This is a genomic window from Streptomyces kebangsaanensis, from assembly GCF_001906585.1.
Classification (GTDB): domain Bacteria; phylum Actinomycetota; class Actinomycetes; order Streptomycetales; family Streptomycetaceae; genus Streptomyces; species Streptomyces kebangsaanensis.
Map to the genome: position 1 here is coordinate 279,215 of NZ_JUJA01000157.1, position 20,096 is coordinate 299,310.

Annotated in this window: 19 protein-coding genes and 1 pseudogene; 7 read left to right on the forward strand and 13 right to left on the reverse strand. The window is 72.5% G+C overall.

The genetic code is table 11. The features are described 5' to 3' along the window. Window positions 1-157: 157 nt before the first annotated feature. The 4 genes from RH94_RS28450 to RH94_RS28465 form a co-directional block, all read right to left on the reverse strand. Entirely contained in the window at window positions 158-1,567 is a 1,410-nt protein-coding gene (locus tag RH94_RS28450; RefSeq protein ID WP_079189218.1) for a phosphatase PAP2 family protein, read from the reverse strand. Window positions 1,568-2,469: 902 nt separating this feature from the next. After that, complete coding sequence (locus RH94_RS28455) at window positions 2,470-2,670, reverse strand: hypothetical protein (RefSeq protein WP_073951205.1); 201 nt, start codon at window positions 2,668-2,670, stop codon at window positions 2,470-2,472. A gap of 164 nt (window positions 2,671-2,834) precedes the next feature. After that, entirely contained in the window at window positions 2,835-3,131 is a 297-nt protein-coding gene (locus tag RH94_RS28460) for a GYD domain-containing protein (protein ID WP_073951206.1), read from the reverse strand. A gap of 275 nt (window positions 3,132-3,406) precedes the next feature. Next, a complete protein-coding gene (locus RH94_RS28465; protein WP_199881078.1) occupies window positions 3,407-5,791 on the reverse strand; it encodes an SCO7613 C-terminal domain-containing membrane protein in 2,385 nt (794 codons plus the stop codon). Window positions 5,792-5,998: 207 nt separating this feature from the next. On the opposite strand from RH94_RS28465, the gene RH94_RS28470 reads away from it, so the two are divergent. Beyond that, window positions 5,999-6,229, forward strand: coding sequence for a hypothetical protein (locus tag RH94_RS28470; RefSeq protein ID WP_199881079.1), 231 nt, complete (start codon window positions 5,999-6,001; stop codon window positions 6,227-6,229). Window positions 6,230-6,256: 27 nt separating this feature from the next. On the opposite strand, the gene tatA is transcribed toward RH94_RS28470, so the two are convergent. Further along, on the reverse strand, window positions 6,257-6,577 hold the full coding sequence (gene tatA, locus RH94_RS28475; RefSeq protein WP_073951208.1) for a Sec-independent protein translocase subunit TatA: 321 nt from the start codon (window positions 6,575-6,577) through the stop codon (window positions 6,257-6,259). A gap of 147 nt (window positions 6,578-6,724) precedes the next feature. On the opposite strand from tatA, the gene RH94_RS28480 reads away from it, so the two are divergent. Further along, complete coding sequence (locus RH94_RS28480) at window positions 6,725-8,281, forward strand: LCP family protein (RefSeq protein ID WP_073951209.1); 1,557 nt, start codon at window positions 6,725-6,727, stop codon at window positions 8,279-8,281. A 71-nt stretch (window positions 8,282-8,352) separates the two neighbouring features. On the opposite strand, the gene mgtA is transcribed toward RH94_RS28480, so the two are convergent. The 3 genes from mgtA to RH94_RS46455 all read right to left on the reverse strand — a co-directional run bounded on the left by mgtA (window position 8,353) and on the right by RH94_RS46455 (window position 12,680). Beyond that, window positions 8,353-11,037 (reverse strand): magnesium-translocating P-type ATPase, encoded by a 2,685-nt coding sequence (mgtA, locus tag RH94_RS28485; RefSeq protein WP_073951210.1) that lies wholly within the window; start codon window positions 11,035-11,037, stop codon window positions 8,353-8,355. Continuing rightward, window positions 11,030-11,416, reverse strand: coding sequence for an ArsR/SmtB family transcription factor (locus RH94_RS28490; RefSeq protein ID WP_388343976.1), 387 nt, complete (start codon window positions 11,414-11,416; stop codon window positions 11,030-11,032). The genes mgtA and RH94_RS28490 overlap by 8 nt, the downstream gene beginning before the upstream one ends. 112 nt (window positions 11,417-11,528) lie before the next feature. After that, window positions 11,529-12,680: a TerD family protein gene (locus tag RH94_RS46455; protein WP_073951212.1), complete on the reverse strand. Its 1,152-nt coding sequence runs from the start codon at window positions 12,678-12,680 to the stop codon at window positions 11,529-11,531. 241 nt (window positions 12,681-12,921) lie between these two features. Between RH94_RS46455 and RH94_RS28500 the strand changes: the two genes are divergently transcribed. Together RH94_RS28500 and RH94_RS28505 are read left to right on the forward strand one after the other, a co-directional pair. Beyond that, a complete protein-coding gene (locus RH94_RS28500; protein WP_073951213.1) occupies window positions 12,922-13,188 on the forward strand; it encodes a GlsB/YeaQ/YmgE family stress response membrane protein in 267 nt (88 codons plus the stop codon). A 33-nt stretch (window positions 13,189-13,221) separates the two neighbouring features. Then, window positions 13,222-13,446: a S1 domain-containing protein gene (locus RH94_RS28505; RefSeq protein ID WP_073951214.1), complete on the forward strand. Its 225-nt coding sequence runs from the start codon at window positions 13,222-13,224 to the stop codon at window positions 13,444-13,446. 69 nt (window positions 13,447-13,515) lie between these two features. On the opposite strand, the gene RH94_RS28510 is transcribed toward RH94_RS28505, so the two are convergent. The 5 genes from RH94_RS28510 to RH94_RS28530 all read right to left on the reverse strand — a co-directional run bounded on the left by RH94_RS28510 (window position 13,516) and on the right by RH94_RS28530 (window position 16,882). Further along, a complete protein-coding gene (locus RH94_RS28510; protein ID WP_073951215.1) occupies window positions 13,516-13,923 on the reverse strand; it encodes a transcriptional regulator in 408 nt (135 codons plus the stop codon). After that, entirely contained in the window at window positions 13,920-14,750 is an 831-nt protein-coding gene (locus RH94_RS28515; RefSeq protein ID WP_073951216.1) for a hypothetical protein, read from the reverse strand. Before RH94_RS28515 ends, RH94_RS28510 begins: the two co-directional genes overlap by 4 nt. A gap of 570 nt (window positions 14,751-15,320) precedes the next feature. Continuing rightward, window positions 15,321-15,746, reverse strand: a complete 426-nt coding sequence (locus RH94_RS28520; RefSeq protein WP_073951217.1) for an arsenate reductase ArsC — start codon at window positions 15,744-15,746, stop codon at window positions 15,321-15,323. A 24-nt stretch (window positions 15,747-15,770) separates the two neighbouring features. Continuing rightward, entirely contained in the window at window positions 15,771-16,514 is a 744-nt protein-coding gene (locus RH94_RS28525; RefSeq protein WP_073951218.1) for an aquaporin, read from the reverse strand. Beyond that, complete coding sequence (locus RH94_RS28530; protein WP_073951219.1) at window positions 16,511-16,882, reverse strand: ArsR/SmtB family transcription factor; 372 nt, start codon at window positions 16,880-16,882, stop codon at window positions 16,511-16,513. The genes RH94_RS28525 and RH94_RS28530 overlap by 4 nt, the downstream gene beginning before the upstream one ends. Window positions 16,883-16,988: 106 nt before the next feature. On the opposite strand from RH94_RS28530, the gene arsM reads away from it, so the two are divergent. The 3 genes and pseudogenes from arsM to RH94_RS28545 all read left to right on the forward strand — a co-directional run. After that, window positions 16,989-17,789, forward strand: coding sequence for an arsenite methyltransferase (gene arsM / locus RH94_RS28535; RefSeq protein ID WP_073951220.1), 801 nt, complete (start codon window positions 16,989-16,991; stop codon window positions 17,787-17,789). Between the two features lie 144 nt (window positions 17,790-17,933). Beyond that, the gene (locus tag RH94_RS28540) at window positions 17,934-18,509 is read left to right on the forward strand and encodes an IS607 family transposase (RefSeq protein ID WP_073948455.1); all 576 of its coding nucleotides are present in this window, start codon (window positions 17,934-17,936) and stop codon (window positions 18,507-18,509) included. Continuing rightward, window positions 18,502-20,096 (forward strand): annotated as a pseudogene (locus RH94_RS28545) (IS200/IS605 family accessory protein TnpB-related protein); the annotation flags it as partial. The gene RH94_RS28540 and the pseudogene RH94_RS28545, both read left to right, overlap by 8 nt.

Sequence of the window (20,096 nt, forward strand, 5' to 3'; positions counted from 1 at the left end):
ATCCGCGGCATGTGGTCACCGAAGACGGCAACCAGGTCCGACCTGCCGCCGAACGCCTCGGCATGACGTTGCGGTGCCGTCGGGAGCGGTGGCCTCTCCGCGCCCGATCCCGGCCTCACTCGGGCGGCGCGCGGCCGACGAGCCGGTGCAACACGGTTCAGATCGGCTCTGGTTGCGGTTCCGGCTGTCGTGCTGGTGCGGCCCTCGGTTCCCACGCCGCGGTGGTCCGTACGTAGCCGTAGACCACTGAGGTCATCGCCAGCATGAGCAGTGGTCCGGACACCCACGGATGCTCGGCCATCGTCAACGGCAGGAAGCGGTAGGACACCAGCAGCGCGGCGAAGACCGTTGTTCCGTAAGCGACCAGCCGGATCCCTGATCGGTCCCAGCCGCGGTCGAACGACCGCAGAGCCGCCTCGATCGTGAGCGCGAACACCACGCCGGAAATGAGGTCCACGCCGTAGTGGTAGCCGAACCCCAGCGTTGCGGTGAGCGTGGCGATCAGCCAGAACGTGCCCGCGTACCGCAGGACGCGCGGGCCCTTCCGGGAATGGATGAAGATCGCGACAGCCCACGCCGTGTGCAGGCTGGGCATGCAGTTCCGCGGGGTGATCCCGTCGAACGGCATGGGGTGCGGGGTGGTGACCGGCGGCGGCGTCTGCGGCCACAGGTCGGCCACCGCCCAGTGCCCGCTGGACGGAATGTCCGGCGACCACAGGCTGATCGGCGCCCAGTACTCGGTGCCGGTGCCGTAGGCGAAGATCGGTCCGACCACCGGGAAGATCATGTAGAAGGCCGGCCCGATGAGGCCGATCACCAGGAAGGTGCGCACCAGGTGATGGCCCGGGAAGCGGCGCTCGGCCGCCACGCCGCGCAGTTGGTACAGCGCGACGACGACCGCGGCCACCGCGAGCTGACCGTAGACGGTGTCGAGGAAATTGAAGCCAATGGGGCCGGTGGCCGTGATGACCCGGCCCACCAGCCACGACGGATCGCCCAGCGCGTGATCGGCTGTTGCCACGTACTGGTCGAGCACCGCCGGGCGGGTCTTCGAGGTGATGAGCAGCCATGTGTCGCCGGTCTTGCGGCCGGCCATGAGCAGCAGGCCCAGTCCGACGCCCTTCAGCAGCAGGACACGTTCCCGGCCGGTGCGGCGGGTGACAGCGATGACCGCACAGCCCAGAATCACCCACAACGCGCCGTTGCCGAAGGGGTGGCCGCCGGTCGTCTCGGCGCCCACCGCCCACCGGACCAGCAAGAAGGCGATGTCGATACCGATCGCCGCACCCACCGCGATGAACCGTTGCCGCCAGGTGAGGACCACCATCGTCAACGCCATGGCGGCGTACAGCAGGCCGCCCGACTTGGGGGCGGCCACCACCTCTCGCACCTGGTTGGTGATCGGCCCCGGCAGGCCGTAGCGACGCGCGGCGAACTCCAGCGCGATGAGGAATCCGAGGGCCACGGCACCCGCCGCGGCCCAGAGTCCCGCCCGTGGCCGAAGCCTCGCGGAGAACGCGGTTCTTCGGTCTGTTCGCGGAAGGTCCCGCGGTGGTATGTGTCTCAATTCTTGGCTGCTTTGTTAGAGGTTGGTCGTATCAGGGCGGGTTTCGCTCGTCACCTTCCGGCCGGAACCGCTTTTCCCTCACGAAGAGCTGTCCGCCGAAACAAGACGGAAAGAACACGGCCCGGGTTGTGGCGGGTCCGTCGCCGTCCCGCGAGCCACCCCCGGCTCCCGCGTGAGGGTGTTCTCCGGCTGGTGCGCTTCCTGTGACGCGGCCGTCGCGGCCGGCGACGTCACCGGCGAGCGGCAGGACGGACACCGTCGCGGGCGACGCCCGTGGAAACCCGCGGTGCGACAGCGATGACGGTGGTGTCAGGGGTTCGTTCGGCGGACGTACGAGGATCACTGAGGATCAGTACGGACCGGCAGGGGCACGAGGCCGCCGTACCGGGGAGCATCGGCCTCGTGGCGCCCGCGGTCGGGGCAGGCCCGGTCGAGGTGTGCGCATGGGTGGAGCGGTCGCTCCGCCCGCGATCCCGATGCATCCCCCAAAGCCCCGAGACACTTCGTACCCCCCTCGGTCCGCCCCTGTACGCCACCCGTGCCCTTGGTGTGCCCCTCAGAGCCGGCACCCACAGTCAACAGCGGTGCCCCAGGCCCTCACGGGGAGGGAAGCACAGTGGATCTGCGCAGGTCAATAGCCATGTGGAAGTCATGTGGGCGCACAAGCGCCGTCGCTTTCCAAGCCGAGAGCGCGCGTCCGGTCCTCGTCAGCGGGTCCGCGCCCGCACCGCCGGCAGACCCGCTACGGCCGTGCCCGCCCCGTAGCACGCGCCCCGGAGCCCCCGGTCCGCACCGGGGGCTCCGGCCCGGTCCACGACGACCTCGGCGGGCGTGGGGAAGTGCCGCGTGCGCGGGGCTTCCTTCTGATCGGCTGCGGCTGTGCCGAGGGTCCCTCCTCAGGTTCACCAGGAGTGGAATTGCGTTCGATCACGGCCGAGAAGTCTCCGGATCAGCAAGAACGCACCTATGGCGATCAGGGCTGTCCCCATAAGGATCAGGACAGCCCCGATGGCGATCAGAAACGTCCCCGTGAGGATCAGCAGTGCCCCGATGAGGACGAGGAGCGTCCCGATGGTGAAGAGAAAGATCGCGAGGACGGTCACAGTCGTCTCCTGTCCTCCCTCCCGTTCTGGCTTCTTCCCCGCTCCCGCGCAAAAACTCCGCTTCACCCCACCGACGGCTTGCCGCGGCCAGGGCGCGCCGCTCGGCTCGGGCCACCTCGACAGCCGGCTCGCCGGACGCCCTCGCGTGCGGTGCGCGGAGGCCGTCAGCCGGCCGCCTTGGCGATGACGCGTTCCATCTCCTCCCGGCCGAAGGCCCGCAGAGTCGTGGAACGGACGTTGCCCGCCCCGCCGAGCTGCAGGAGTGCCGCGGTGGCGGTTTCGTCGTCGGGTGCCTCGACGACGGCCACGAGGTCGTACGGACCGACGGTCCAGTAGATGTTCAGGAGCTTCGCACCGATCTTCTGTGCCGCTGCGCCGAAGGCCTCGGCGCGCTTCGCGGTGTCCTTGTAGTGGTGGACCCCCTGATCGGTCCAGTTCAGCAACGCGACGTACGTCGGCATGTTCTCCCGCCTTCAAGAGGAAACGTATCTTGAAGTCAATCTTGGACATCTGCACTGAAACCCGCACAAGATACGCACCGAACGAGCAGTGCGAGCGACCGCAGATGACTGATCACGGCGGTGGGAAGCAGAGGCGCACGCATGGCGGCCACGCCGAGCGGCTGTTGTCTTTCCGCCGCCGGTTTCCGGCCTTGTCGCCGGCCACCGGCAGCACTGCCCGGCGCACCGGGTCGAAAGCGAGGAGGATCCGGATGCCGCAGCCGTCCCTCGGCGCCTCAGCGCATACGCCCCAGCGCCTCCCGTACCCGCCGGGCGTCCCGGATCCGCTGCTCGTACGTCGCGCCCAGTACGAGCAGCAGCAGTCCGGCGAGCGCGGGAGGCAGCCAGCGGGGGAGCGTGCCCGCCAACTGCACCAGATAAGGGGCGAGTTCGTGCAGCGCGTCCAGCACGAGCACGCTCCCGCCGAGGACGAGCGGCGCCTGGAGCCGGTGGCGGGCACCCAGCAGGGTGAGGACGAGGGCCGCCGTGCCGAGCAGCAGGGGGCGCGGCCAGTCCGCGTCGGCCCATGCCGCGAGCAGGCTCGGCACGAGCGTCGCCGAGAGCCCGGGACCGTATGCCGTCCACGACGAGGCCTGGGGGTCCCGGCGCCGCCGGACGAAGCCCACGACCAGCGCCGGGACGGTCACCGGCAGGGTGTACGCCTCCGGGGTGTCCACGGCCCACGACCCGAGCCGCACCCAGGTGGCCAGCACGAACAGCGCGGCGGCCGCGTACCCGGCCTGACGGCGGTCCGCGCGCACGGCGGTGCCCGCGGCGATCACCCCGCACAGGGCCAGGACGAGGGCCAGCACGGGCGCGTCGGTGACGGCCAGCCCGACGGCCAGGAGCCCCGCGACGGCGCCCGTGGCCTCGACCGGAACCGCGGCCCGCGGGACCCGCGCCGCGAGCAGGGCCGCGGCGGCCGGGACGACCAGGACCAGCAGCGCCGTGTGCGCGGGCGACCGGTCCGCGGCGGCACCCACCGCACACGCCAGACCCGCCGCACAGGCCAGGGACGCGCTCGCGCAGACGGCGGTCGGACGCCGGCGCGCGGCGGCCACCGCGAAGATCCCCGTCAGCGCGGCGAGCACGGTCAGGGTCGCGCCCCGGGAGGCGAGCGAGAGGAGCGTGAGGCCGGCCGCGGTGAGCAGGGAGAGGAGGACGGCGGTGAGGAACGTCGGCGTCCGACGCGCGTACGCCGCTGCGGCCAGCGCCGCCACGGTCGTCAGCCCCTGAGCGAACAGCCCTGCCGCGTAGGGGAGTTGCAGTGCGACCGGGAAGACGATCGCGGTCGCCCAGACCAGGGCCACGGCACCGGCCTCGGCCGGGTCGCGCCAGGCCGGGGTGGCGCGGGCCGCCCGGGCCAGAACCGCCGCGACGATCGCGAGCACCAGCGGCGCGGCCGCCGCGTCCGCCGGCCAGGGCGCCCAGACCGTCACCGCGGCGCGCAGGTCCGACGGCGCCCCGGACCAGACCCGCCCCGTCCATCCGACCGGGCCCAGCAGCACCACGACGACCAGGGGCAGTGCCCACACCACCGCCAGGGCCTGGACGGAGGCCGACGCCCGGGCGGCACCGCGCCGCACGGGCTCCGGGAGCGGAGCGCGGACGGCCGACAGCAGCCCGACCCCGCAGACCAGATAGCCGGGTACCGTCCACACCCCGGGCAGCGACGCGCGCGGGATGCCGCCGAGCGCCGCGACCAGGAGCAGCCCGCCGGTGACCGCGGCGCCGGTGGCAAGGCCCTGCCGCGGGGCGCGCCATGCGGCGTACAGCGCGATCGCCGCCGCGAGGGCGAGGAGCGCCGCCGCACGGGCGGCGGCGCTCGGACCGGCGGCCCCCCAGGAGAGCACGCCGGCCGCCGCCACGCCCCAGCCGCCCGCTCCGTACGCGCCGACGGCGGCGGCGACGCGCAGGGACATCGCGGACGTCCGGAGCGCGACGACCGCGTCGAACGCGGCCGTCAGCAACAGCGCGGCCGTGATCGCGTACGGGCCCGCGCCGACCGCCACCGCCCACAGCAGCAGAGGGAGTTGGGCGGCGGCCAGCGCGGCGGGGAGGGGGACGCGCAGGGAACCGAGTCCCCTGCCGTACCCCCACCACGCCCCGGCCAGGAACGTCGCCGCGACGGCCGCGTACCCCGTGCCGTCGGCGGCCGTCAGCGCGACCTCGTGCAGCGCGTACGCGTCGAGCACCGTCAGCGCCAGGCCGAGGCCCGCCAGCGCCTCCGCCGTCGAGCGCAGCCCGCGCTTGAGCAGGGGCACGGGAGCGCCGAGCGCCGCCACGGTCACCGCGGCGAGCACCACGGACCGCCCGGCGATCCCCAGGTGCCCCCAGCTGACCAGGGTGAACGCGATCGCGGCGACGGTCAGCAGGACGCCGCCGAGGACGAGGAGCACGTTCTGCACACGGGGCGCGGTGGTCTCGGGTCGCCGCGGCTCCGGCGGAGCGGGCGGGAAGGACGGCTGGAGGAGACCGATCAGCTGGGCGCGGCGGGCCAGCAACTGGGCCCGGCGGACGTCGAGTTGCCACAACTCCGCGTCGAGGACACGCAACTCCTCGGCCGGTGGCGGTAGATGGGTCATGCCGTGGAGTGTGGCGCGCGTCATGTCGCGGAGCATGAGCGCGTGTACTCAGGCCCGTACTCAGATCCCGCGCGGCGAAGGCCCCGACCTGCGGGCCGGCAGTCGGGCACCGCCTCGCCGGACAACCGCAGCCTGTGCACGGTCGCGCATCGGGGACGACGCCGGAGGACGGCACGAGCCGGGGCGACGGCCGTGACCTGCCTCACAATACCCAAAACTTGCGCAACCTATAAACTGTTCGCCGTGGCGACTACCGACGTGACGGGATGGGAAACCGCGGTGCTCGACGGAGGGCCCGCGGACGGGCTGCGGTTGAAGGTCTCCGGCCGGCCGCGCGTGATCCAGGTGACGCATCCCTGCCAGATGGAGGCCGCACCGCACGGCATGCGCGCGGAAGGGGTGTACGTCTACCGCCGTGACCACGCAGTGGACAGCCAGCCGCTGCGGTACGGCTTCGACATCGCCAGCCCCTGACGGACGCGACCGGCGCGACCGCGGGCCTCAGCGGGCCGGGTGGCTCCCGGCGGCCGGGCGGGCCGTGGCGGTCTCACCGGGCGCGGCCCGGACGACGCGCGCCGCGGGCTCGGGAGCGGTCGCGCGCTCGGCCGGGGCGGCTGGGTGCCGCGCGGCGCCACCCCCCTTCATGGCGCCACCCTCCTTCATGGCGTCGTCCTCCTTCATGGCCGCGGCCTCGCTCTTGAGGATGCGCATCGCCTTCCCCAGCCCGCGGGCGGCCTCGGGCAGCTTCTTCGAGCCGAACAGCACGATGATCACGATCGCCACGATCAGCAGGTGCCAGGGTTCCAGTGCGTTGCGGAGCATCCCGCGCCACCCCTTCTCTTCGCCGGCCGGCGGTACCCGCCGGGCGACGCGTACCGACTGAGTCAGTTGCTATATTGCGCAACTGTACAACCTTGGGGCGGGGTCAGTCGTCCCCTCCGTACGAGTCGGACGGACGAGGGCACACGGATGACCACCACCAGCGATCAGGCCATACCCTCCCGCCACCGGCGCCGGGCCGAACCGCCCCGCCGTGGCAGTACGCGCGGCAGGCGCGCGGCGCAGCGCCGCACACGCGGCCCGCTGCGGACAGCGCTGCTCGTCGCGCTGGCGGTGGCGGTGCTCGGCACGGCCGGCCTGGGCTGGATCTACCTGAGGCTGAACGGCGGCATCGACACCTTCGACGATGCCGGCCTGTCCAGGAACCGCCCCGGGGCCGGCTCGTCCAAGGGCACGAACGTCCTGGTCATCGGCTCGGACGCACGCACCGACGGCAACAGCGCGCTGGGCGGCGGGAGCAAGGACGACATCGGCCGCTCCGACACGGCGTTCCTGCTGCACGTCTACGCCGACCGCAAGCACGCGATCGCGGTGTCCATCCCGCGCGACACCCTGGTCACCGTCCCGCCCTGCAAACTGCCCGACGGCAGCTGGACCGAGCCCCGGACCGACACCGCGTTCAACTCGGCCTTCTCGGTCGGGCAGACGAAGAAGGGCAACCCGGCCTGCACCCAGAACACGGTGGAGGAGCTCACCGGGCTGCGCGTCGACCACACGATCGTCGTGGACTTCAAGGGCTTCGCGGAGCTGACGGACGTGGTCGGCGGGGTGAAGGTGTGCGTCCCGCAGGACATCTACCAGAGGGACCTCAACCCCCACCGCACCACCAGGGGCGAGCTGATCCTCGAGGAAGGCGAGCAGACCGTCTCCGGACAGAAGGCGCTGGACTACGTCCGTATCCGGCACGGCATCGGCGACGGCTCCGACATAGGACGGATCAAACGCCAGCAGGCCTTCGTCTCCAGCCTCCTCAAGAAGATCAAGAGCGACGGCCTCACCCCGACCAAGCTGCTGCCGCTCGCCACCGCCGCCACCGAGTCGATGACCGTGGACCCGGGACTGGGCACGGCGAACAAGCTGGTCTCCTTCGCCATGTCGCTGAAGGACATCGACCTGCACAACACCAAGTTCGTGACCGTCCCCTGGCGCTACGAGGGTTCGCGCATCGCGGTCGTCGAGCCGGACGCCTCCGACCTGTGGGCCTCGCTCAAGGCCGACCGCACCCTCGACGGCAAGGACGCCGGCGGGAGGAAGCGCACCGCCTCGGCGTCCGCCTCCGCCTCGCCGAACGCCGGGGAGGGCGTCTCCGGGGACGGTATCGACGTCGCCGTGTACAACGGCACCACCACCGACGGCCTGGCCTCCGAGGCCGCCGCCACCCTCACCGACCACGGTTTCACCGTCACCGGCACCGGCAACGCGAACAGCCGTCAGCACCCCACCACGGTCATCCAGTACGGCCCGGGCCTGCGGAGCCGGGCCGAGACGGTCGCCAGGCTCTTCCCGGGCTCCGGGCTCGAGGCCATCGGCGGGACCGGGATCAACGTGGTCGTGGGCGCCTCCTACGCCACAGCCGGCACCTCCGCGCCGGCGGCACCGACCGCCGTCCCCACCTCGGTGGCGGACGACGCCCGCTCAGCGGACGACGACCTGTGCTCCGGCCTGTCGTACGGATCCGGCGGCTGACGGGAGGCCCGGCGACGTGCTCTCCTCCCCCGCGGTTCCGGCCGCCGCTCCGCCGCGTGCGAGCCCGTGCCTCACCAGGTGGTCCCCCGCTGCGCACGCCGCCGCTCGTAACGCACCCTGGCCGCCAGGAGACCGGCGGCGTAGAGCACGAGAACGGCCGTGAGCAGCAGGTAGTACACGGCCGGAAGCGCGGTCAGACCGAGCCACGGCCCGAGGGGCGAGGGCGGCAGCAGCAGGCCGATGGCGGCCAGCATCGCCGCGGCCCAGGTGAGCGGGCCCGGCTTGTGGCCCTCGGCGCGGTGGCGGCCGGCGCGCAGCAGCAGCATCACCAGGGCCTGGGTGATCAGGTTCTCGGTGAACCAGCCGGAGTGGAACGCCGCCTCGTCGTCCCCGGTCCCCGGACCGTACAGGGAGAACGCGAGGACGCCGAAGGTGGCGAGGTCGGCGGTGGCGTTGAGGACGCCGAAGGCGGTGATGAAGCGCAGCAGGTCGCGTGGGCGCAGCACGGTCGGCCGGCGCAGCACCGAGGGGTGCGGGCGGTCGTAGGCGAAGGCGAGCTGGGCCGCGTCGAAGCACAGGTTCTGCACCAGGACCTGTGCCGGGAGCATCGGCAGGAACGGCAGGAGCAGGCCCGCCGACAGCATCGCGATGACGTTGCCGAGGTTCGAGGACAGTGTGATGCGCAGGTAGGTGGCGATGTTGCCGCTCGCGTGCCGGCCCGCGTGGATGGCATGGGCGATCGCGGTGAGGTCCTTCTCGGCGAGCACCACGTCGGCGCCCTCGCGGGCCACGTCGGCGGCGTCGCGCGGGGCGATGCCGACGTCGGCGGCGCGCAGCGCGGGCAGGTCGTTGACGCCGTCGCCGAGGAAGCCCACGGTGTGCCCGGCCGTCCGCAGCACCCGGGTGATCCGGGCCTTGTGCTCGGGGGTGCAACGGGCGAACACGGTCGTACGGCGGGCCAGGCCGGCGAGGTCGGTGTCGGTGAGACCGTCGATGCGGTCGGCGGTGAGCACCCCGTCCCCGGCGACGGGGATGCCGAGGTCGCGACAGGCGCGGGCGGCGGTGCCCGGGTGGTCACCGGTGAGGATCTTGACGGTGACGCCCCGGTCGTCGAGAACGGCCAGCGCGTCGGCGGCGGTGGGCGCGAGCGCGTCCCGCAGGGTGACCAGGCCGCGGAAGGTGAGGCCGCGTTCGTCGGCCGGGGTGTAGTCGCGGGCGCGTGCCGGGCGTTCGGCGGTGGCGACCGCCAGGACGCGCAGGCCGCCTTCGGCCTGGCCGGCGGCGAGGGCGCGGAGCCGTTCGCGGTCGTCCTCCGGCAGGGCGCAGCGTCGCAGGACGGCCTCGACGTCTCCCTTGACGGCCAGGGTGTGCGTGCCGAGACGTCCGGGCGTGCGCACGACGGCGGTGGCGAGGCGGCGGAGGGGATCGAAGGGGACGGCCGCTGTCCCGTCGTACGCCATGAGCGTGTCCTCGTCGGCCGCGTCCAGCAGCGCCTCGTCGAGGGCGTCGGGTGCCGGCAGGTCGGCGAGCTGCAGGGTCCACCAGGCGTTCACGGCGGCCCAGTGCAGGACCTCGGGGTCGTCCCGGCCGTCCGGGCCGAGAGCGCGGTCGACGACCGGCCGGCCCTGGGTGAGGGTGCCGGTCTTGTCCAGGCACAGGACGTCGACGGCGCCGACGTCGTGCAGCGCGGGCAGCCGCTTGACGATCACCCTGTGCGTACGGGCCAGGAGCGAGGCCCCGCGGGCCAGACAGGTGGTGACGATGACCGGCAGCATCTCCGGCGTCAGCCCGACCGCCACCGCGACGGCGAACGGCAGCGTCTCCAGGCCGCGTCCGCGCAGCGCCGCGTTGGCCATGAGGACCAGCGGCGGGGTGAGCAGCATGAACCGGATCAGGATCCATGAGATGCCGTGCACGGAACGGTCGAAGGCGCTCGCCTCGGCCCGGCCGGGGACCCGGCCGTGGGCGGCGGCGAACCGGGTGTGCGCGCCGGTCGCGGTGACGACCGCGGTGGCGCTGCCGGACGCGACGCTGCTGCCCTGGAAGCACAGCTGCGGTTGCTCGAAGACACCGCCCCCGGCCCCGCGGGGGATGTCGTCCGCGCACTTCGCGACGGGGGCCGACTCCCCCGTCAGCGCGGCCTGGTGCACGGTCAGGCCGCTCGCGCGCAGCAGACGTACGTCCGCGGGGACCAGGTCGCCCGGCCCGAGCCGGACCACGTCGCCCGGAACCAGCTCGTCCACGGGGACCTCGCGGACCGTCGGCGCCGCGGCCGTGTCCTCGTCGTCCGCGCGGCGCAGCACGGTGGCGGTGGTGGCGACCAGCTCGCGCAGTCCGGCCATGGACCGGTCGGCCCGGTGCTCGCCGGACGCGCGCAGCACGCAGCTCACCACGACCAGGAGGAGGATCACCGAGGCGGTTCCCCAGGCGAGGACGGCTGTCGACACCACTCCGAGGCACAGCAGGACCGCGGTGAAGGGGTCCCGCAGGCTGCGGACGAACAGCCGCGGCCACGAGGCCGCCTGCTGGGCCGGAACCGTGTTCGCGCCCGCCTGGACCAGACGCTCCGCGGCCTGCGCCTCCGTCAGGCCCCGCGGGCCGCTGTCGAGCCGGCGCAGCACTTCCAGCACGGACGGCGCCGCGAGTCCTGGACGGTGCCCCGCGGCGGCGACGCCCCGGCCGCCGCCCGGCGCCGATACGGCCACGGGCCCGGACGCCTCGGCGTGCCGCCCCGAAGCCGCGGTGGTCTCAGCCAACGGTCCCGCGCAGCCGGCGCACCGGTGCGGAGGCCTGGTGCGAGCGTGCGGTCAGCTGTCCGACCATCACGCGCACCACCGTGACGACGTCGGGGTCGTCGACGTAGTAGACCTGCCGTCTGCCCTCACGGCGCGAGCGCACGAGCCCGGCGAGCTTCAGCTTCGCCAGGTGCTGGCTGACCGCGGGCAGCGCGCCTCCCACCCGGTCGGCGAGGTGCGTGACGTCGCTCTCGCCCTGGGACAACGCCCACATCAGGTGCAGCCGGGCCGACGAGGCGAGCAGTCCGAACGCCGCGGCCGCCTCCGCCAGAACCTCGGCGGACGGATCCTCGAAGCCACCGGCATTCTCCGACACAGCCCTCTCCCGTCCCTCCCACATGACAGCCGCCGCGCACGCGTCCACTCAGTGTAGGTGCGCGACCTCGGCGTGCCTTCGCCGCCAGGGGACCCGGCCGTCCCCACCGGCGGCCGGGCACGAGGGGATCGACCGGTCAGTCCTCGTAGTAGTTGTTGACGACCACTTCCGGCTCGTCGTCGTCGAACGCCTCGTTCAGCAGCGCGCCGCCGACCAGGCCGGCCGCACCGGCACCGATGAGCGCGCCGGTGCCGAAGCGGCGCCCGCCTCCCTGCTGGTGGTGGTCGTGATGGTCGTGGTGGTCCGCGTACGGCTGCCCGTACGCCGGCTGGGGATATCCCTGGTGCGGATAGCCCTGCTGGGGATAGCCCTGCTGGGGATAGCCCTGCGGCGGGTAACCCTGCGGCGCGGGCTGTGGATATCCCTGCTGGGGCGGTGTGTAGAACGGCGGCGGCGTGGTCTGCACCCGTTGCGCACAGCCACCGCACGCCTGGATCGGCCGGGGCACGCCCCACTGCGGGGACCACGTCACGGTCGTCGTGCCGGGACCGTGGTCGGAGTCGAAGAAGCACGTCACGGAGGGGCTCCCCGGGGGGTGCGGTGGTGTGGCGAACGTCGGCGCGGGAGAGGAGACGACGGTCGGCGTCGGCACCGCCGGGGCGGGCGGCGCGTAGGTACTGGTGCTCGCCCGCGGCGAGGTGACGGGGGCCGGGCTCGGCTCCGTCCCACGCAGGACGTCCACGCCGTAGTCGGTGGCGATGCCCGCGAGACCGGAGGCATAACCCTGGCCGACCGCACGGAACTTCCACTCCGCACCGTGCCGGTACAGCTCGCCGAGCACCAGCGCGGTCTCGTCCGACAGGCCGCCGGACGCGAGGTCGTAGCGGGCCAGTTCGGCGCCCGACTCCTGGTCGAGGACGCGGAGGTGGGCGCGGTGCACGTGGCCGAAGCTCTGGCCGCGGGCCTCGCCCTCGTAGAGGGACAACGGGAAGACGATCTTCACGACCTCCGCGGGGACCCTGGCGAGGTCGACGTGGACCTGCTGGTCGTCTCCGCCGACGGGGCCGCCGCCCGAGTGACGGACCGAGCCGTCGGGGCTGCACGGGTTGTTGAAGAAGACGAAGTGCGCGTCGGACAGCACCTTCCCGGCCCGGTCGCACAGCAGCGCGCCGGCGTCCAGGTCACAGCCGCCGTCCGCCTGCCAGCCCAGCCCGACCGTCACCGCGGTCAGGCCCGGGGCCTGTTTGCCCAGCGACACGTTGCCGCCCTTGGTCAGGGGCACACTCATGCACGTCCTCCGCAGCTGCTTCCGCTTCCCGTGATCACCGTGACCAACGCGCCCCTGGTCCCGTCCGGTTCCCGGGTTGCGCAATGTCCTGAGCGAGTGACGAAACATCAACGGATCAACGGTGGTTGCCGGCGGCCCTCGCCGGCTTCCGGAACTGTCCATAAGCTTGCGCAATCAGGCAATCCATGAAACCGGCGCCCGGTGGACTCCCCCGGGCCCGACCCGACCGGAGGACAACAACGTGGGCATCATCGGCTGGATCATCCTCGGCCTGCTCGCCGGAGCCATCGCCAAGATCCTGCTGCCCGGCCGCGACCCGGGCGGCCTGATCGGCACGACACTCATCGGCATCGCCGGCGCGTTCGTCGGCGGCTGGCTCTCCGCCCGCTTCCTCGACCGTCCGGTGGAGAAGCACTTCTTCGACCTCTACACCTGGGGCGCGGCGATCGCCGGCTCGCTGATCCTGCTCGTCGGCTACCGCCTGCTGTTCGGCAACTCCCGCGACTGACACCCGCGCGAGGGAACCCGTAAGGTTCCGCCCATGGTGATGGCGACTGTCCGCGAGTGGCACGAGGAGGAAGGGTGGGGCGTGCTCGACTCACCCGAGACCCCCGGCGGGTGTTGGGGCCACTACTCCCACATCCAGATGAGGGGAGTCCACACGCTGTCGCCGGGACAGCGGGTGGACCTCCGGTGGGAAGCCCCCGGCTTCCAGCAGGACGGGTACGACTACCGGGCGCTGAGCATCGTGCCCCGGCCCGCCTGAGGTCCACCCCTGACGTCCACGCCCGACGTCGACTCGACGTGTCCCCACGTCCCCGCCCACGGCATGCGGCTACGTCCCTTCGGCCGGATTCCCGAGACGGTGGTCATGCGCCGGGTGGGCCGGGCGCGGGGCGGAGGTTTCCAGACGGATTACCAGTGCGCGCAGGGCACGGAGTTCGGCGTCCAGTGCCTGCGCGCCGTCGCGGGTGAGGGCGATCCAGGTTCGGGGGCGCCGGCCGGCGTATCCCTTCTCCAGGGTGATCAGTCCCGATTCCTCCAGCACCTTCAGGTGCCGGGAGAGGTTTCCGTCGGTGACGGCCAGTTGCTTCTTCAGGAAGCCGAACTCGACCCGGTCGGCCTCCCGGGCGACGGTGAGGATGCCGAGCCGCACGCGCTGGTGGACGGTGTCGTCCAGCGACCGGGTCGGATGGAGGGCTTCCTGTTCCTCCCCCGCGGCGGTCGAGTCCTCGTCTCTCATGAGGCGACCGTACCCGCACCGGCGGCGCCGGACGTGGCCCGATGGCGGGCCACGGCCCACTCGGCCAGGCCGGCGAGGAGCAGGAGGGCGGCGAGCAGGAGCGCCTTGGCCTGCGGTCCGTCGGTCCAGCCGGGGTGGGCGGGGTGGTGCCAGGGGAGCCATCCGCTGCCCCAGGAGGCCCCGAGGTAGCCGGTGAGCAGCAGGGCGTGAGCGGTGCCGGCGGCCGCGGCGATCCAGCTGCGTTCGGCCACGCCGAGGGCGAGCAGTCCGATGCCGACCAGGTACCACGGGGAGGCGTAGCTGTTCTCCAGCACCGCTGCCTCCCACGGCTGCTCCCTGGCGAACAGCAGGGCCGACAGGGCCGTCGTGATCACCGCGGTGGCCAGGGCGGTCGTGCGGACCCACACGCCGCGGCGGGGGACGACACCCCGGGCCTCGCCGCGCAGGCGGTACCAGCGGGCGAAGACGAACCAGGCCAGGGGGAGCAGCGCGAACCACACGCCCCAGGCCGCGAAACGCAGGACGGCGCCGTCGAACTCGCCCTCCAGACAGGGGGTTCCCGGTTCGTGGACCACGCACAGGCCGGTCAGCTCGGCGTAGGCGAAGGCCGGATAGGACCCTATGTAGCGGCCGTGGGCTCCGAAGTTGAAGGCGTACCGGGCAACCGGAACGGCTGCCAGGGCGAGAAGGCCGAAACCCAGGAGGGAGACCCACGAGCCGTTCATCTGCGCGCGGGTTCTGGCCCGCAGGCCTTCCGCCGCCGCCAACAGGCCGGCCGCGTGCGTCCCCGGCCCGTATTCCGCACCGCTCAGTGACGGTGTTCCCACGATGCCCCCTTGTGGTCGCGCTTCGGCAGCACGGGGAAGCGTGCCGCCACTCGCTCTTGCTCGCCATCTACTTTGTCATGCAAAGTGAATGGCGAGCAAGAGCGAGTGGCCGTGCCGCCCTGCACCAGCCACGCAGTCACCCGCGGGCTCCGGTCCGAAGGGGGCGATCCACCGCCGCACCACAAGCGCACCGCACCGAGCGGGGAACAGCGGAGCGTCACGGTGAACGCGACCCAGCCCCGAAGCGCCGCGATACGGACATTCGCCCAAGTCAGCGGCCTGGGGTTGGACCTTGCCGGGGAGCGGACGCGTCCGCGACGGCGCTCGCGCGGGAGTCAGCCGCCGGTCACCCGGGGTGCCCGGGCGCACGCCTCCGCCGCCGTCCTCCCGGCCACGCCGAACGGCACCACCCCGAACCCCGACCCGCTGCCACCCGATCCCTCACGGGTGATGACAAGCGCCGACTCGGCTCGTGGGCGCCCCGTGTGGCGGGACGTGTGCGGCTGTTCGACAGCCGGACCGCGGCGTCCGACGAGGGCGGCGTCGCGTCACCGACCGTGGTGACGGCCGTCATGCGCGGGGCTCCACGCCGAGGTCGGCGAGCAGGCCGCGGACGCGGTCCTCGATCTCGTCGCGGATGGGGCGTACGTCGTCGACGCCCTGTCCGGCGGGGTCGTCCAACTCCCAGTCCAGGTACGTCTTGCCGGGGAAGACGGGGCATGCGTCGCCGCACCCCGTGGTGATCACGACGTCGGATGCCCGGACGGCATCGGTGGTCAGGATCTTCGGGGTCTCGGCAGAGATGTCGATGCCGATCTCGCGCATCGCCTGCACGGCCGCCGGGTTGACGGCGTCGGCGGGAGCCGAACCGGCGGAGCGGACCTCGACGGAGTCACCGGCGAGGTGGGTGAGGAACGCCGCGGCCATCTGGGAGCGGCCGGCGTTGTGGACGCAGACGAAGAGGACGGAGGGCCGGTCGGTGGCGGGGGTGTTCACGGTGGTGTCTTCCTGGGCGGTGGGTCAGGGCAGGGGGGTGGCGGCGGCTTCGGGCTCGCATCGAACAACCGGGGCATCGGTCCGTGCGGGTGCCGGGCGGCCGAAGAGCGCGGCCACGAGCGCCAGTCCCACTGCCGCACCGAACAGCTGTGCCGCGAGGAACGGGGCGACCGAGCCGGGCGCGATGCCGGCGAACGTGTCCGTGAACGCCCTGCCGATCGTCACCGCCGGGTTCGCGAACGAGGTCGAGGACGTGAACCAGTACGCCGCCCCGATGTACGACGCCACCGCGACCGGAGCGATGGGGGCACGGCCGGCTCGGGACAGACCGAGGACCAGGAGCACCAGACCGGCGGTGGCCACGGCCTCGCCCAGCAACAGGTGGCCGGCCGAGCGGTCGTGCGTCGACCACCGCACCAGCGGTTCGCCGAACATGGCGTCGGCCAGGACCGCACCCGCTGCCGCTCCCACGATCTGAGCAGGGACGTACGCGGCCACGTCGCGTGCGGTGAGCCCGTCGTCGGCACGGCGGCCGGTGATCCAGGCCGCGAGCGTGACGACCGGGTTGAAGTGGGCGCCGGAGACGGGCCCGAGCAGCGCGATGAGCGCGCCGAGGCCGAAGACAGTGGCCAGTGAGTTGGCGAGCAGGTGCACGCCGGCGTCCCGCGACAGTCCGGTGGCCTGGATGCCCGAGCCGACCACCACCGCGACCAGCGCCGCCGACCCGACGGCCTCGGCCAGGGCGCGCCGCCCCAGGGAGGCGCTCACGCGTGCGTCTCCGCGGCCGTCGGTGTCCTCAGGAACACGGCGAGACGGTCGAGAGCCCCGGGAAGCACCCAGTAGTACACCCACGTGCCACGACGCTCGCAGTCGATGAGACCGGCCTGGCGCAGGAGCTTGAGGTGGTGGGAGATCGTCGGCTGGGACAGCTCGAACGCGGGCGTCATCTCGCACACGCACACCTCGCCGCCCTCACGGGAGGCGATCATCGACAGCAGCCGCAGGCGGACCGGGTCCCCCAGAGCCTTGAAGACTCTTGCCAGCTCCGTGGCGCGTTCGCCGTCCAGTGGCGCGGCGGCCAGGCCCGGGCAGCAAGCAGCGCCCTGGCCGATCACCTCAAGCTCTTGTTTCGACATGCCTCTATGTTGACGTTTTTCAAATCAGGGCGCAAGGTTGCATCAACGAACGTCAATACAAGCCGTTCCGGGGCTTTGCCATGCCCCCTCACCCGGGAGTGCAGCCATGAACGACGAGTCCACCGACCTGCGCGAAACCGTCCGGCAGCGGTACGCCGCCGCGGCCGTGAAGGTCACCGAGGGCGGCACCGCCTGTTGCGAGCCGCAGCCCATGGAGATCGGCGAGAACTTCGGCTCCGCCCTCTACGCCACCGACGAGCGCGACACCCTGCCCGCCGAGGCCGTCGCCGCCTCTCTCGGCTGCGGCAACCCGACCGCCGTGGCGGAACTCCGGGAGGGCGAGCGCGTCCTCGACCTCGGCTCCGGCGGCGGCATCGACGTCCTGCTCTCCGCCCGCCGTGTCGGGCCGACGGGGAAGGCGTACGGGCTGGACATGACCGAGGAGATGCTCGCCCTGGCCCTGTCCAACGCGCGGAAGGCGGGCGCGGCGAACGTGGAGTTCCTCAAGGGCACCATCGAGGCCGTCCCGCTGCCCGCGAACACCATCGACGTCGTGATCTCCAACTGCGTGATCAACCTGTCCGTCGACAAGCCGGCCGTCTTCGCCGAGACCTTCCGCGTGCTGAGGCCGGGCGGGCGGATCGGCGTGTCGGACGTCGTCGCCGACGACGCGCTCACCCCCGGACAGCGCGCCGAGCGCGGCGACCACGTCGGCTGCATCGCCGGCGCCCTGTCCTTCACCGAGTACCGCACCGGTCTGGAGGCCGCCGGCTTCACGGACGTCGAGATCACCCCGACCCACCGGGTCGCCGACGGGATGCACTCCGCCCTCGTGCGCGCGGTCAAGCCCTCCGGCACCGGCAGGACGAGTGGCGCGACCGTGGCGGCATGCGGCTGCCGGAACTGACCGGCCTCCGTCCTGCGGTGACCCGGCGGACGACGAACGGCCGCGGCCGGTCCCCCTCGCCGCTGCGCAGGGGTCTTCAACTGCTGGTCTTCAAAGTCGGGTAAGTGAGCGTAACCATGTGTGAGTGAGTGTCGTTGTCAGAGCATGAATCTCACGGAATGGGCGAAGACGCAGGGCGTGCATCCGCAGACCGCGTATCGCTGGTTCCGCGAGGGGACGCTGCCGGTACCGGCTCAGCGGGTCGGCCCGCGCACGATCCTCGTGAACGTGGGGGTCAACGCCGCGCCCGGGGCGATCGGCGGGCTGGGCCTGTATGCCCGTGTCTCCTCCCATGAGCAGAAGACCGACCTGGAACGGCAGGTCGCCCGGCTGTCCCGGTGGGCGGCGCAGGCCGGCCACCGGGTGGTGCGCGTGGAGGCGGAGATCGCATCCGGTACGAACGGTGCCCGCCCCAAAGCCAGGCGGCTGCTGGCCGATCCGAACGTGACCACGGTGGTGGTCGAGCACAAGGACCGGCTGGGCCGGATGAACACCGAACTCGTCGAAGCCGCCCTGTCCGCACAGGGGCGCCGCCTCGTGGTCCTCGATGACGGCGAGGCCGAAGACGACCTGGTGCGCGACATGGCGGAGGTGCTGACCTCGTTCTGTGCCCGCCTGTACGGTCGCCGGTCGGCGAAGAACCGTGCCCGCAGGGCTTTGGAGGCCGCCGAGCATGGCTGACTCCGCACTGCGCGCGATCGAGGCGCCGTTCGTTGCGCCGGGCCCGTCCGGGGTAGCGATCCGCACCAGCATCAAAGGCATGTCCCAGCGGGACCGTGAGGTGCTGCCCCTGGTGGGCGCACACCTGGGCTCGCTGGCCTGTTCCGACCTCAGGGCCCGTTGCCGGGCGGGTACCGATCACGACAGCGGCCAGTGGGCGGAGCGCAAGCGGGCCCTGACCGAGGAGTCGTCCTCCCGCTGGGCCGGGAGCATCACGAAGGCCACCCACGACCAGTGGGGCCTGGCGCGCCGTGCCCAGCTCGCCCACATCCACAACCTTGAGGCCGGGGTGCGCACGATCGCGCACCGCCTGTCCCAGCCGGTCGGGAGAAGGGCACGAAGCGGGCGCCGGGCGGCTACCGCACACAGCAGGAGTGGTTCCAAAAGACCCGGCGCCTGCAGGTGCTGGAAGACCGGCTGGAGCGCGAGCGGTCCGATCGCGGGGCCGGTGTCGTGCACGTGGTGCGGGGCGGGCAGCGACTGGCTCGAGGCCGGCACCATCTGGAAGCCGCCCAGCTCACCGAGTACGAGTGGCGCAGGCGCTGGCAGGCCGAACGCTGGTTCCTCCAGGCAGACGGGGAGTCGGGCAAGCGTTTCGGGAACGAGACCATCCGCGTGGGCCCCGACGGCGAGGTCAGCATCAAGCTTCCGGCTCCGCTGGCGCACCTGGCCAACGCCCCGCGCGGCCGGTACGTGCTCGACGGCCGGATCGATTTCCGGCACCGCGGCAAGGAGTGGGCCGACCGCGTATCGGCGAACCGTGCCGTCGCCCACCGCATCCACCTGGACGTGGACCGGGGCCGCTGGTACCTCACCGCGTCGTGGACGATCCCCCCGGTCCAGACCGTTCCCCTGGCCCTGGCCAGGGCGAACGGGCTCATCGGTGTGGACACCAACGCCGACCACTTCGCAGCGTGGCGTCTGGACGAGCACGGCAACCCGACGGGTGAGCCCCGCCGATTCCTCTACGGCCTCGACGGGCCGGCCACCTACCGCGACGCCCGGGTGAGGCACGCCCTCACCCGCCTCCTTCACTGGGCACGGCGCGAAGGCGTCTCCCTCGCGATCGAGGACCTGGACTTCGGCGCGGAGAAGACGCGGGAGAAGCACGGCCGCCGCAAGCGGTTCCGCAAGCTGATCTCCGGCATGCCCGTCGCCAGACTGCGGGCACGGCTCGTGTCCATGGCCGCCGAACTCGGCATCACCATCGTCGTCGTCGACCCCGCCTACACCTCCCGCTGGGGCGCCGAGCACTGGCAAAAGCCCCTCACCAGCAAGACCAGGAAGACCACCCGACACGACGCAGCGAGCGTCGCGATCGGGCGACGCGCTCTCGGGCACCGTATCCGGCGACGGACGGCACCGCCCCACACGACCGGAGCGATCGTGTGGGGCATCGGACCGCCCAGGCCGGACGCGGCACCCGCGGGCGTGAGGAAATCCGCCCCCGCGTCCCCGGACCACGGACACGATCCGTGTCGCCGGACGCGGAGCGAACGCGGGTGACCAGTGCATCCACAACCGTTCGGGATGCGCCAGTCGACCAGG